The organism is Umezawaea endophytica, from assembly GCF_025061645.1.
Taxonomy (GTDB): Bacteria; Actinomycetota; Actinomycetes; order Mycobacteriales; family Pseudonocardiaceae; genus Umezawaea; species Umezawaea endophytica.
The window spans coordinates 277,084-292,135 of the sequence record NZ_JANYMP010000009.1; the positions used below are offsets into that span (position 1 = coordinate 277,084).

Genomic DNA, 15,052 nt, shown 5'->3' on the forward strand with positions numbered 1-15,052 from the left:
CCGAATAAGGGGACCTGTTTTCCCTTGTAGAAGGGGTGAATGCGTAGGGGTCGCCTAGGGGGCCGTCAGGGGTGTCATCCCTGACGGCCCCTCGTTAGTTTTCGAATCAGTGGTCTGTCGGAAGTGCCGGAGACGTGCTGGTTTCTGTGAAGAGGTGGCGTTGAATGTCCAACGAGCAGAAGCTTCGTGATTACCTCAAGCGGGTGACCGCGGACCTGCACAACACGCGCCACCGTTTGCAGGAGGTGGAGGAGAAAGGGCAGGAACCCATCGCCATTGTCGCGATGGACTGCCGTTTCGCGGGTGGGATCTCCTCGCCGGAACAGCTCTGGGACTTCATCGTCGAAGGCCGCGACGCGATCGTGCCGTTCCCCACCGATCGCGGGTGGGACCTGGAGAACCTGTACCACCCGGACCCCGAGAACGAGGGCACCTCCTACATCACCGAGGGCGGCTTCGTCGACGGCGCCGCCGACTTCGACCCCGGCTTCTTCGGCATCTCGCCGCGCGAGGCGATCACGATGGACCCGCAGCAGAGGCTGCTGCTGGAGACCGCGTGGCGCACGTTCGAACGCGCGGGCATCGACCCCCAGTCCCTGCGCGGCAGCCGCACCGGTGTGTTCACCTCCACCAACGGCCAGGACTACTTCTCCGTCGTCACCGAGGGTGACTTCGCCGGTCTCGAAGGCCACATCGGCACCGGCACCGCCGCCAGCATGGTGTCCGGCCGCCTCTCCTACACGTTCGGGCTCGAAGGTCCCGCCGTCACCGTCGACACCGCCTGCTCCGGGTCGCTGGTGACGCTGCACCTCGCCGTCCAGGCGCTGCGCAACGGCGAGTGCGACCTCGCGCTCGCGGGCGGCGCGACGATCATGTGCACGCCCGGCGCGTTCATCGACTTCAGCCGCGCCCGCGGCCTGTCCGCCGACTCCCGCTGCAAGTCCTTCGCCGCGGGCGCCGACGGCACGGTGTGGGGTGACGGCGTCGGCCTCGTGCTGGTGGAGCGGCTGTCCGACGCCCGCCGCAACGGCCACCAGGTCCTCGCCGTCGTGCGCGGCTCGGCCGTCAACCAGGACGGCGCGTCCAACGGCCTCACCGCCCCCAACGGCCCGTCGCAGCAGCGCGTGATCCGCAAGGCGCTGTCGAACGCCGGTCTGTCCCCGGTGGACGTCGACGTGATCGAGGCCCACGGCACCGGCACGAAGCTCGGCGACCCCATCGAGGCGCAGGCGCTCATCGCGGCCTACGGGCCGGAGCGCGAGCGTCCCCTGCTGCTGGGGTCCGTCAAGTCCAACATCGGCCACACGCAGGCCGCCGCCGGTGTCGCCGCGGTGATCAAGACCGTCCTGTCGCTCCAGCACGGCGTCATCCCCAAGACGCTGCACGTCGACGAGCCGTCGCCGCAGATCGACTGGAGTTCCGGCGCGGCCGAGCTGGTCACCGAAACCCGCCCGTGGCCCGAGACCGGCCACGCCCGTCGGGTCGGTGTGTCGTCTTTCGGTTACAGCGGGACCAACGCCCACGCGATCCTGGAACAGGCGCCAGAACTCGACGTCGAAACGGCCGAGCGCCACGAACTGCCGGTCGTTCCGGTGGTGCTGTCCGGCAAGACGGCCGAGGCGTTGCGGGAACAGGCCGCGAACCTGGTCCCGTTGGTGGAGCAGGGAACTGACCTCGCCGACCTCGCGTTCTCCGCCGCCACCACGCGGGCGAACCTGGAGCACCGCGCGGTGCTGGTCGCCGACGGCCGCGACGACCTGCTCGCCGGTCTCGTCGCACTGGCCGACGGCTCGACCGCGCCCGGCCTGGTCCGCGACGAGGCCGTCATCGGCCGCACCGCCGTGCTGTTCACCGGCCAGGGTTCGCAGCGGATCGCGATGGGGCAGGCGCTGCACGCCGCGTTCCCGGTGTACGCCGAGGCGTTCGACGCCGTGTGCGCGCACCTCGACCCTCGCCTCGAAGAGGCGATCACCGACGAGGATCTCCTCAACCAGACCGAGTTCACCCAGCCCGCCCTGTTCGCCATCGAGGTCGCGCTGTACCGCCTGGTCGAGTCCTGGGGCGTTCGCCCGGACTTCTTGGCGGGCCACTCCATCGGCGAGTTGGCCGCCGCGCACGTCGCCGGGGTGCTGTCCCTGGCCGACGCCGCCGCGCTGGTCACGGCGCGCGGCAAGCTGATGCAGGCATTGCCGACCGGCGGCGCGATGATCGCCTTGCAGGCCACCGAGGACGAGGTCCGGCCCCACCTGACCGACCGCGTGTCCATCGCCGCGATCAACGGGCCCCGCTCGATCGTCATCGCGGGCGACGAGGACGCGGCCACCGCCGTGGTGGCCCAGTTCCCCGACCGCAAGTCCAAGCGTCTCACCGTGTCCCACGCGTTCCACTCCCCCCGCATGGACGGCATGCTCGCCGAGTTCCGCACGGTGGCGGAGGGTCTGTCGTTCCGCGCCCCGATGATCTCCATCGTCTCCACGCTGACCGGCAAGCTCGTCACCGCCGAGGAGATCACCTCGCCGGACTACTGGGTCAAGCACGTCCGCGAGGCCGTCCGCTTCGCCGACGCGGTGAAGACCCTGGAAACCGCTGGTGTGGCGACGTTCCTGGAACTGGGCCCCGACGGCGTGCTGACCGCGATGGCCGCCGAGACCACGACCGCCGCCCTCGTCCCGGCGCTGCGCAAGGACCGCTCCGAGGTGCGGAGCGTCGTCTCCGCGCTGGGCGCGGTGCACAGCCGTGGCGTGCGGGTCGACTGGTCGGCCTACTTCGCGGGCACCGGCGCGGTCCGCGTCGAGCTGCCCACCTACGCGTTCCAGCGCGAGCGCTACTGGCTCGACGGCACGAAGTCCAAGCAGGACGTGCGATCCGCCGGTCTCGGCGTCACCGACCACCCGCTGCTCGGCGCGGTCCTGCTGTCGCCCAACGGCGAAGCCCTGTTCACCGCCCGCCTGTCCCGTTCGGCCAACGCCTGGCTGGCCGACCACGTGGTCGCGGGCAACGTCGTCGTGCCCGGCACCGCGCTCGTCGACCTCGCCATCCGCGCGGGCGACCAGCTCGGCTGCGGCCACCTCGACGAGCTGCTGCTCCAGGCACCGCTGGTGCTGCCGGAGCGCGGCGGCGTCATGGTGTGCGTGTCGGTGGCCGAGCCCGACGGCTCCGGCCGCCGCCCGGTCACCCTGTACTCCCGCCCCGAAGGCGACGAGGAGACGGCGTGGACCACCCACGCCATCGGCGTCCTCGCGGACGAGACCGTGGCCGCCGGGTTCGACCTCGCCGCGTGGCCGCCCCCCGGCGCGGAGGCGATCGAGCTGGGCACCGTCTACGACGACCTGGCGGGAGCCGGTCTCGCGTACGGCCCGGTGTTCCAGGGCCTCAAGGCCGCGTGGCGCGACGGCGACGACGTGTACGCCGAGGTGTCGCTGCCCGACTCGGAACACCGCCAGGCGGCCAAGTTCGGCGTGCACCCCGCGCTGCTCGACTCCGTCCTGCACGCCCTCGCGCTCAGCTCGGGCAAGGGCGAGGGCGGCTCGCTGCCGTTCTCGTGGAACGGCGTCAGCCTGCACGCGGCCGGTGCCACGGTGCTGCGCGCCAAGATCTCCCCGACCGGCCACGGCGACGCCGTCGAGGTGGTCGTCGCCGACGGCGGCGGCTCGCCGGTCGCGCGGATTGACTCCCTGGTGCTGCGGCCCATCGGTGGCGACCTGCTCAAGGCCGCGACCGGGCACCCCGACTCGCTGTTCCGCATCGACTGGACCCCGCTGTCCCTGGAGGACAAGGAACCCGACGCCGGCACGGTCACGCTGGTCGTCCCGGACGGCGACGTCCGCGAGGTCACCGCGTCCGTGCTCGCGGACGTGCAGGCGTTCCTCGCCGAGGAGTCCGACGCCGTGCTGGTCGTGGTGACCAGCGGGGCCGTCACGGCGCTGCCCGGCGAGAACACGACGAACCTCGCGCACGCCGCCGTGTCCGGCCTGATCCGCACCGCGCAGTCCGAGCACCTGGACCGGATCGTGCTGGTCGACGCCCCGGACGGCCTGCTGGGCACCGAGGTCGCCAGCGGCGAGAGCGAACTCGCCGTCCGCGGCGGCAAGGCCTACGCGCCCCGCCTGGTCCGCGCGTTCGCCGGGACCGTCCCGCGCTTCGACGCCGAAGGCCCGTGGCGGCTGGACTTCTCCGCGAAGGGCACGGTCGACAACCTGATCACCGTCCCGTGGCCGGAGGCCGAGCGCGACCTGGAACCCGACCAGGTCCGGATCGGCGTCCGCGCGGCGGGCGTGAACTTCCGCGACGTGATGAACACCCTCGGCATGTACCCCGGCGACGCGGGCCTGATGGGCCTGGAAGCCGCGGGTGTCGTGCTCGCCGTCGGGTCCGATGTGGACCGGCTGGCCGTCGGTGACCGGGTCATGGGCATGATGGACGCCTCGTTCGGCCCCGTCGCGCTGGCGGACCACCGCATGGTGTGCCCGATGCCCGACGGCTGGTCGTTCGCCGAAGCCGCCGCCGTGCCGCTGGTGTTCCTGACCGCCCTGTACGGCCTCAACGACCTGGGCGGCCTCAAGCCCGGCGAGTCGGTGCTGGTCCACGCCGCCGCCGGTGGTGTCGGCATGGCCGCCACGCAGGTGGCCCGCCAGTTGGGCGCCGACGTCTACGGCACCGCCTCCACGGGCAAGTGGCACGTGCTGCGCGCGGCCGACCTGCCCGAAGACCACATCGCCTCCTCCCGCACCACCGAGTTCGAGCAGCAGTTCGTCACCGCCACCGGCGGTCGGGGTGTCGACGTCGTCCTGGACGCCCTCGCGGGCGAGTTCGTCGACGCCTCGCTGCGCCTGGCCGGGCTCGGCGACGGCGGCCGGTTCGTGGAGATGGGCAAGACCGACATCCGCGACGCCGACGAGGTCGCGGCCCAGTACCCCGGCGTGACCTACCAGGCGTTCGACCTCATCGAGGCCGGGCCCGAGCGCATCCGCGAGATGCTCTACCAGCTCTACGACTGGTTCTCCGCGGGCGACCTGCACCCGCTGCCGGTCACCACGTGGGACCTGCACCGCGCGCCCGAGGCGTTCCGCTACCTCGGGCAGGCCAAGCACATCGGCAAGGTCGTCCTCACGATCCCGGCGAAGCTCGACGGCACCGTGCTGATCACCGGCGGCACCGGCGGACTCGGCGCGGAACTGGCCAGGCACCTCGTCGGCCAGGGTGTGCAGCACCTCGTGCTGACCTCACGTCGTGGCCTGGACGCGCCCGGCGCGGCCGAGCTGGTCGCGGAACTCGACGCCCAGGTCGACGTGGTCGCCTGCGACGTGTCGGACCGCGCGGCCGTGGAAGCGCTGCTGGCGGGCATCCCGACCCTGTCAGGTGTCGTGCACACGGCCGGTGTGCTCGACGACGGCATCCTGGAATCCCTGACGCCCGAACGGTTCGACGCGGTCTTCGCGCCGAAGGTCGACGCCGCGTGGCACCTGCACGAGCTGACCCTCGACCGCGACCTGGCCGTGTTCGCCCTGTTCTCGTCGTCGGCCGGTCTGCTGGGCTCGCCCGGCCAGGCCAACTACGCCGCCGCGAACACCTACCTCAACGGCCTCGCCACCCACCGCCGTTCGCTCGGCCTGCCCGCCGTCGCGATGGACTGGGGCCTTTGGGACCAGAGCGCGGGCATGGGCGCGGGCCTGTCGAAGGTCGACCTCGCCCGCATGGCCCGCGCGGGCATCCCGGCGCTGTCGGTGCCCGAGGGCCTCTCGCTGTTCGACGCCGCGCTCGCGCTGGACGCGGCCGTGGCCGTCCCGATCAAGCTCGACCTCGCCGCGCTGCGCACGAGCAAGACCGAGCTGCACCCGTTGCTGCGCGGCCTGGTCCGCCAGCCGGTCCGCCGGGCCACCGCGGGCAGCGGCGCGGAATCCTCGCAGTGGAGCCAGAAGCTCGCGGCGCTGAGCCCCGCCGAGCAGGACGAACTGCTGCTGGACATGGTCCGCGGCCAGGTCGCCATCGTCCTCGGGTTCTCCTCAGCCCACCAGGTCCAGGCCGGTCGCGGTCTGGTCGACATGGGCCTGGACTCCCTGTCCGCCGTGGAACTCCGCAACACCCTCAGCTCCGCCACCGGACTCCGGCTGCCCGCCACCGTCGTCTTCGACTACCCGACACCCCAGGCGCTCGCCGGTCACCTCCGCGAAGAACTGGTCGACACCGGCGACGCCGGGGCCAAGAAGGCCGTCGCGTCCACGGTCGGCTCCGACGAGCCGATCGCCATCGTCTCGATGGCGTGCCGCCTGCCCGGCGGCGTCCGGTCGCCGGAGGACCTGTGGGACCTCGTGACCTCGGGCCGCGACGCGATCACGCCGTTCCCCACCGACCGCGGCTGGGCCACCAAGCTCGGGTTCGATGTGTCCGGCGGCGGTTTCGTCGAGACCGCGACCTCGTTCGACCGCGACTTCTTCAGCATCAACCCCCGCGAAGCCCTGGCGATGGACCCGCAGCAGCGGATGCTCCTCGAAACCACGTGGGAGACGTTCGAGCGGGCGGGCCTCGACCCGACCTCCGTGCGGGGCAAGCAGATCGGCGTGTACATCGGCGGCAGCGCCACCGACTACGGCGACGGCATGGACATCCCGGAGGAGCTGGCGGGCCTCGTGCTCACCGGCATCACCCCGAGCGTCATGTCCGGCCGCATCGCCTACACGTTCGGCCTCGAAGGCCCGACGTTCACCGTCGACACCGCGTGCTCGTCCTCGATCGTCGCCCTGCACCTCGCCGCGCAGGCCCTGCGCAACGGGGAGTGCGACAGCGCGCTCGTCGGCGGCGTCATGGTCCTCGCGACGCCGTCCGTCTTCGCGGAGTTCGCCACGCAGAGCGGTCTCTCGCCCGACGGCCGCTGCAAGGCGTTCTCCTCCGGCGCCGACGGCACCGGCTGGTCGGAAGGCGTCGGCATGCTCCTGGTGGAGCGCCTGTCCGACGCCCGCAAGAACGGCCACGAGGTGCTGGCCGTGGTCAAGGGCAGCGCGATCAACCAGGACGGCGCGTCCAGCACCCTCACCGCCCCGAACGGCCCGTCGCAGCAGCGGGTCATCCGCCAGGCGCTGGCCAACTCGGGCCTGTCCGCCGCCGACGTCGACGTGGTCGAGGCGCACGGCACCGGAACGCGACTCGGTGACCCGATCGAGGCGCAGGCGATCCTGTCCACCTACGGCCAGGACCGTGACCGCCCGGTGCTGCTGGGCTCGCTGAAGTCCAACCTGGGCCACACGCAGGCCGCCGCCGGTCTCGCGGGCATCATCAAGATGGTCGAGGCGCTGCGCCACGGCGTCGCCCCGAAGACCCTGCACGTCGAGGAGCCGTCGCCGCACATCGACTGGGCCGCCGGGTCCGTCGAGCTGCTGGCCGAGAACACCCCGTGGCCCGCGACCGGTCGTCCGCGTCGGGCCGCCGTGTCGGCGTTCGGCATCGCGGGCACGAACACCCACCTGATCCTCGAGGAAGCGCCAGCCGCCCGGCCGAAGAAGGTCGAGCGCACGGCCGTTCCGCTGGTTCCCGTGGTGGTGTCGGGCAAGACGGCCGAGGCGCTGCGCGAGCAGGCCGCGAACCTGGCCGCCTACCTGCACGACGAGAACACCGAGCTGGCCGACGTCGGTTACTCGTCCATCGCCACGCGGACGACGTTCGACCACCGCGCGGTCGTCGTGGCGGAGGACTGGAACGAGCTGATCGACGGCCTGGACGCGCTGGTGCTCGGCCGGGCGCCGACCGGTGCCGTGGTGGACGGCGCGGTCGCCGTCCTGTTCACCGGCCAGGGCTCGCAGCGGCTCGGCATGGGCCGCGAGCTGTACGAGACGTTCCCCCGGTACGCCAAGGCCTTCGACGAGGTGTGCGCGCAGTTCGACGTGCCGGTCCGCGAGGTCGTGTTCGGCACGGACGCCGACGCGCTCGACCAGACCGGGCTCACGCAGCCCGCGCTGTTCGCCGTCGAGGTCGCGCTGTACCGGCTCGTCGAGTCGTGGGGCGTCAAGCCCGACTACCTGGCGGGCCACTCCATCGGCGAGTTCGCCGCCGCCCACGTGTCCGGGGTCCTGTCGTTGGCCGACGCCTGCGCGCTCGTCGGCGCTCGCGGCCGGTTGATGCAGGCCCTGCCTACCGGCGGATCGATGGTCGCCGTCCAGGCCACCGAATCCGAGGTCAGGGCCAGGCTCGTCGGCCGCGTGTCGATCGCCGCGATCAACGGCCCGACGTCCGTCGTCGTGGCCGGTGACGACGACGCGGTCAACGCCGTCGTGGCCGCTTTCGCCGACCGCCGCACCAAGAAGCTCAGCGTCTCGCACGCGTTCCACTCGCCGCGCATGGACGCCATGCTCAACGACTTCCGCGCGGTGGCCGACCGGCTCACGTTCCACGAGCCGCGCATCCCCATCGTGTCCACGCTCACCGGGCAGCTCGCCGACCCGGAGGACCTGGCGTCGCCCGACTACTGGGTCCGCCACGTGCGCAACGCCGTCCGGTTCGCCGACGCCGTCCGCACGCTGGAGGCGGGCGGTGTCCGCACGTTCCTGGAGCTGGGCCCGGACGGCGTGCTCACCGCGCTGGGCCAGGACTCCGTCACCGAGGCCGTCCTGGTCGCGGGCCAGCGCCGCGACCGGCCGGAGGCCAAGGCGCTGCTGCGCGCGGTCGGCCACCTGCACTCCCGAGGTGTCCGCGTCGACTGGTCCGCGTTCTACGAGGGCAGCGGCGCGCAGCGCGTCGACCTGCCCACCTACGCCTTCCAGCGCGAACACCTGTGGTTCGAGCCCGCCAAGGAGGCCGGGTACGCGCCGGACTCCGTCGAGGCCAAGTTCTGGGACGCCGTCGAGCACGAGGACCTCGCACCGCTGGGCGCCGCACTGTCCGAAGAGGACTCGCGGGCGTTCGACGCCGTGCTGCCGGTGCTGTCCCGCTGGCGCCGGGACGCCCGCAGCGAATCCACCGTCGACGGCTGGCGCTACCGGGTCGAGTGGCGGCCGACCGACGTCGGCACCGCCGTGGCCCGCGGCCGCTGGCTGGCCGTCGGAACCGACGACTCCCTGACCGCGCTGACCGACCGCGGGGTCGAGGTCGTCACCGTCGCGGACCCGGCCGACGCCGCCGGTCTCGGCCGGTTCGACGGCGTGCTCGCGTTCCCGGCCGACGTCACCGAGGCGCTGCTGAGCACGCAGGCGCTCGCCGACGTCGACGCGCCGCTGTGGCTGGTGACGCGCGGAGCCGTGATGACCGGCCGCGCCGACCGCCCCAGCACCCCCGAAGCCGCGCAGGTGTGGGGATTCGGCCGGGTCGTCGCCCTGGAGCACCCCGAGCGCTGGGGTGGCCTGGTCGACCTGCCCACCGACCTGGACAAGCGCGCGGCGGACCGGTTCGCCGCCGTGCTGGCCGGGTCCGAGGACCAGGTCGCCGTCCGCTCGTCCGGCGTCTTCGGCCGCAGGCTCGTGCCCGCCCCCGCCGCCGGTGGCACGGCGTGGACGCCGCGCGGCACCGTCCTGGTCACGGGCGGCACCGGCGCTCTCGGCGGTCACGTCGCCCGCTGGCTCGCCGGCGCGGGTGCGGAGCACGTGGTGCTCACCTCCCGCCGTGGAGCCGGAGCACCGGGTGCCGCCGAGCTGACCGCCGAACTCGAAGCGCTGGGCGCTCGCGTCACGATCGCCGCGTGCGACGCCGCCGATCGCGACGCCGTCGCCGCGCTCGTCGCCGAACACCCGCCCACGGCCGTCTTCCACGCCGCGGGCACCGACCACACCGAAGCCGTGGAAGGACATCAGCTCGACACGTTCGCGCAGGTGCTGGCGGGCAAGGTTTCCGGAGCCCAGCACCTGGACGAGCTGGTCGGCGAGGTCGACGCTTTCGTGCTGTTCTCCTCCATCGCGGGCATCTGGGGCAGCGGCGGCCAGTCCGCCTACGCCGCCGCCAACGCCCACCTGGACGCGCTCGCCGAGTCCCGCCGGGCCCGCGGGCTGACCGCGCTGGCGGTCTCCTGGGGCCCGTGGGCCGACGCGGGCATGGCCGTCGAGGGCGACGCCGCCGAGCAACTGCGCCGCCGCGGCGTGGTGGGCATGGCGACCGCGCCCGCGATCACCGCGCTGCGCCAGGCGATCCGCGCCGACGACACGACGATCACCGTCGCCGACGTCGACTGGACCCGGTTCGCGCCGGTCTTCACCGCCGCCCGCCCGAGCCCGCTGCTCGCCGAACTCCCCGAGGTCGCGGAGAAGCCCGTCCAGCCGACCGAGGAGTCGTCGCTGGCCCGCCGGATCGCGGCGCTGCCGGAGGCCGAGCAGTCCCACGCGCTGGTGGAACTGGTGTGCGCGCAGGTTGCCTCCGCGCTCGGCCACGCCTCCGCCGACGCCGTCCGCCCGGACCGGGCGTTCAAGGAACTCGGCTTCGACTCGCTGACCGCCGTGGAGCTGCGAAACAGCCTCGTCTCCGCGACCGGCCTCAGCCTGCCCGCGACGCTGGTGTTCGACTACCCGAACCCGGCCGCGCTCGCCGCGCACCTGCGGACCGAGCTGGTGGGTTCGCGTTCCGCCAAATCGACCACGACAGCGCTGACCCCGGTCACCGCCGCCGTGACCGACGACCCGATCGCGATCGTGGCCATGTCGTGCCGCTTCGCCGGGGGCGTCTCGTCGCCGGAAGACCTGTGGAGCCTGCTCGTGGAGGGCCGGGACGCGGTGACCGGGTTCCCGACCGACCGCGGCTGGGACCTCGACCTGTACGACCCGGACCCGGACGCGGCGGGCAAGTCCTACGCCCGTGAAGGCGCGTTCCTGCACGAGGCGGGGGAGTTCGACGCGGCGTTCTTCGGGATCTCGCCGCGCGAGGCCCTGGCGATGGACCCGCAGCAGCGCCTGTTGCTGGAGACCTCGTGGGAGGCGTTCGAGCGGGCCGGGATCGACCCGACGTCCGTGCGCGGCCAGCAGGTGGGTGTCTTCGCCGGCACCAACGGCCAGGACTACGGCACCACGCTCACCTCGTTGCCCAGCGAGCTGGAGGGATTCTTCGGCACCGGCAACGCGGCCAGCGTGTTCTCCGGCCGCATCTCCTACACGTTCGGCCTGGAAGGCCCGGCCGTCACGGTCGACACGGCCTGCTCGTCCTCGCTGGTGGCCCTGCACCTCGCGGTCCAGGCGCTGCGCAACGGCGAGTGCGACCTGGCGCTCGCCGGTGGCGTGACGATCATGTCCTCGCCGGGCGCGTTCATCGACTTCTCCCGCAACCGCGGCCTGGCCGTGGACGGGCGCTGCAAGGCGTTCGCCGACGGCGCCGACGGCACCGCGTGGGGCGAGGGCATCGGCATGCTGCTCGTGGAGCGGCTGTCCGACGCGCAGCGCAACGGCCACCAGGTCCTCGCCGTCGTGCGGGGCACGGCGGTGAACCAGGACGGCGCCTCGAACGGCCTGACCGCCCCGAACGGTCCTTCGCAGCAGCGGGTCATCCGCCGAGCACTGGACCGCGCGGGCCTGGCACCGTCCGAAGTGGACGTCGTCGAGGCGCACGGCACGGGTACCGCCCTTGGCGACCCGATCGAGGCGCAGGCGCTGCTCGCGACCTACGGCCAGGACCGGGAAACGCCTCTGCTGCTGGGTTCGGTGAAGTCCAACATCGGCCACACGCAGGCCGCCGCCGGTGTCGCCGCGATCATCAAGTCGGTGCTGGCGATGCGGCACGGGATCGTGCCGAGGACGCTGCACGTGGACGAGCCGTCGGCCCAGGTCGACTGGACCTCCGGCGCGGTTGAACTGGCTACCGAGACCGTGCAGTGGCCCTCCACGGGTCGCGTTCGCCGGGTCGGGGTGTCGTCGTTCGGCATGAGCGGTACCAACGCTCACGCCATCTTGGAGCAGGCGCCCGAAGCCGCGAACAGCGGCTTCGGAAGTTCTGATCCTTCCCAGCTCGTCGCTGCGGTGCTTGAACGTCACGCGCTGCCGGTCGTGCCGGTGCTGCTGTCGGCCAAGACTCCCGCCGCCCTGCGCGACCAGGCCGCTCGACTCCGGTCGATCGACGCCGACCTGACCGACATCGGCCTCACGCTGGCCACCGGCCGCGCCGGGCTGGAGCACCGCGCGGTCATCATCGCCAACGGCCCGGACGAGCTGGAGCGCGGCCTCACCGCCGTCGCCGGTGGTACCGGGGCGCCCGAGGTGGTGCGCGGCGCCACCGCGACCGGACGACTGGCCTTCCTGTTCACCGGACAGGGTTCGCAGCGGCTGGGCATGGGGCGTGAGCTGTACGAGGCGTTCCCGGTGTTCGCCGACGCGTTCGACGCGGTGTGCGCCCGGTTCGACCTGCCGCTGCGCGACGTCGTGTTCGGCGAGGACGCCGACCTGCTCGACCAGACCGGCTACACCCAGCCCGCGCTGTTCGCCGTCGAGGTCGCGCTGTTCCGGCTCACCGAGTCGTGGGGCGTCAAGCCCGACTTCCTCGCGGGCCACTCCATCGGCGAACTCGCCGCGGCCCACGTGTCCGGCGTCCTGACCCTGGACGACGCCGCCACGCTGGTCGGTGCTCGCGGTCGGCTGATGCAGGCCCTGCCGACCGGCGGCGCGATGGTCGCCCTCCAGGCCACCGAGGGTGAAGTGCTGGAGCACCTGGACGACCGGGTCTCCCTCGCCGCCGTGAACGGGCCGTCGTCGGTCGTCGTGGCCGGTGACGAAGACGCCGTGCGGCAGGTCGTCGCGCACTTTGCCGACCGGAAGTCCAAGCGGCTCAGCGTGTCGCACGCGTTCCACTCGCCGCGCATGGACGCCATGCTGCAGGAGTTCCGCGTGGTGGCGAAGGAACTGACGTTCTCCGCGCCGCGCATCCCGATCGTCTCCACGCTGACCGGTGAACTCGCCACCGCCGAGGAGCTGACCTCGGTCGACTACTGGGTCCACCACGTCCGCGACACCGTCCGCTTCGCCCACGCCGTGCGCACGCTGGAAACCGCGGGCGTGTCGACGTTCCTGGAGCTGGGCCCGGACGCGGTGCTGACCGCGATGGGCGCCGAGAGCGCGACCGACGCCACGCTGGTGCCGACGCAGCGGGCGGACAAGGCCGAGGTCCCCGCACTGCTGAACGCGCTCGCCGCACTGCACGTGCGCGGGGTGCCGGTGGACTGGACGCCGTTCTTCGCCGGTTCCGGCGCCCGCCGGATCGACCTGCCCACCTACCCGTTCCAGCGCGAGCGCTTCTGGCTCGCCTCCGACGAGAACCCCGGCACGGACGCCCTGCGCTACCGCGTCGAGTGGACGCCGGTCGCCGACGGCGGCGCGACCGCCACCGGCCGCTGGCTGGTCGTTTCCCCGGCCGGGGTCGAGGAGTCCGAACTGGCCGTCGGCCTCGGACAGCGCGGGCTCGACGTCGTCACCGTCGGCGCGTCCGACGACCGGGCCGCCCTGACCGCCGCCCTGACCGCCGCGCTGGCGACCGTCGACGCGGTCGACGGCGTGCTGTCGCTGTCCGACAGCGCCACCGACACCCTGGTGCTGGTGCAGGCGCTCGGTGACGCCGAGATCGGCGCCCCGCTGTGGGTGTCGACCCGCGGCGCGGTGTCGACCGGCGCGGCCGACCCGGTGCTCAGCCCCGCCCAGGCCCAGATCTGGGGTCTCGGCGTGGTCGCCGCACTGGAGCACCCCGACCGCTGGGGTGGGCTGATCGACCTGCCCGAAACCCTCGACACCACCGCGCTGGACCACCTCGTCGGCGTCCTCGTGGGGCCGGAGGACCAGGTCGCGATCCGCGACTCCGGTGTACTCGCCCGCAGGCTGGCGCACGCGCCCGCCGGGCCGTCCACCGGTCCGTGGACGCCGCGCGGCACCGTGCTGGTGACCGGCGGTACCGGCGCGCTCGGCGGGCAGGTCGCCCGCTGGCTGGCCGGTGCGGGCGCCGAACACCTGGTGCTCACGGCCGGGCCGGACGCCCCCGAAGCCGGTGACCTGCTGACCGAGCTGGCGGGACTCGGCGTGCGGACCACCGTCGTGCACTGCGACGTGGCCGACCGCGACCAGGCCGCCGTGGTGGTCGACCAGCACGCGCCGAACGCCGTGGTGCACGCGGTCGAGGTCAGCCAGTCGACCCCGTTGCGGGACCACGGCCTCGACGAGTTCTCCGCCGTGCTGTCCGCCAAGGTCATGGGCGCGGCGCATCTCGACGACCTGCTCGGCGACACCCCGCTGGACGCGTTCGTGGTCTTCTCCTCCACGGCCGGTGTCTGGGGCAGCGCCAACCAGGCCGCCTACGCGGCGGGCAGCGCGTTCCTGGACGCGCTGGCCGAACAGCGCCGGGCCCGCGGGCTCGCCGGGCTCTCGGTGGCGTGGGGTCCGTGGGCCGGTGGAGAGCAGGACGAGGTGCTGCGCCGCGGCGGACTCCCCGCCCTGCGGCCGGAACGGGCGGTCGCCGCGCTGCGGCAGGCCGTCGAGTCCGGCGACACCACCGTCACCGTCGCCGACGTCGAGTGGGACCGCTTCGCGGCCCTGTTCACCGCCACCCGGCCGAGCCCGCTCATCGCGGACCTGCCGGAGGTGCGGAAGGCACTCACCGTCGAGGCCTCGGACGGGGACAGCGCGTTGCGGACCAGGCTGCTGGCACTGCCGGAGGCCGACCGCGACCGCGCGCTGCTGGACCTGGTGCGCGAGCAGGTCGCCGCGGTGCTCGGCCACGCCAACTCGGGCGGCATCGAGGCCGACCGGGCGTTCCGCGAACTCGGCTTCTCCTCGATCACGGCGGTGGAGCTGCGCAACAACCTCAACGGCGCGACGGGGCTGAAGCTGCCCGCCACGCTCGTCTTCGACTACCCGACCCCGCTCGTCCTCGTGGACCTGCTGCGCACCGAACTCCTGGGTGACGCGGCGGAAACCGAGGTGCGCCAAGCGCTCGCCGGACTCTCGCTGGACCGGTTGCGCGACGCGGGCCTGCTCGACGCCCTGTTGCGGCTCGTGAACGGTGCCGAACCGGACACCGCCGAACCGACCGCCGACGACGGGGACTCGGTCGACGACATGGACGTCGACGACCTCGTCTCGATGGCCCTCGACAGCAGCAACTCCTGATCAGCCCCGAA

The 15,052-nt window shown here is 72.9% G+C and carries 1 protein-coding gene; it reads left to right on the forward strand.

Annotation, left to right across the window (positions count from 1 at the left end; genetic code table 11):
- Nucleotides 1-164: 164 nt before the first annotated feature.
- The gene (locus NZH93_RS21000; protein WP_259624849.1) at nucleotides 165-15,041 is read left to right on the forward strand and encodes a type I polyketide synthase; all 14,877 of its coding nucleotides are present in this window, start codon (nucleotides 165-167) and stop codon (nucleotides 15,039-15,041) included.
- Nucleotides 15,042-15,052: the final 11 nt, after the last annotated feature.

What these genes read in the sequence shown, in the direction of transcription:
- NZH93_RS21000 (WP_259624849.1), top strand. Translation starts at nt 165, where the DNA reads ATGTCCAACGAGCAGAAGCTTCGTGATTACCTCAAGCGGGTGACCGCG.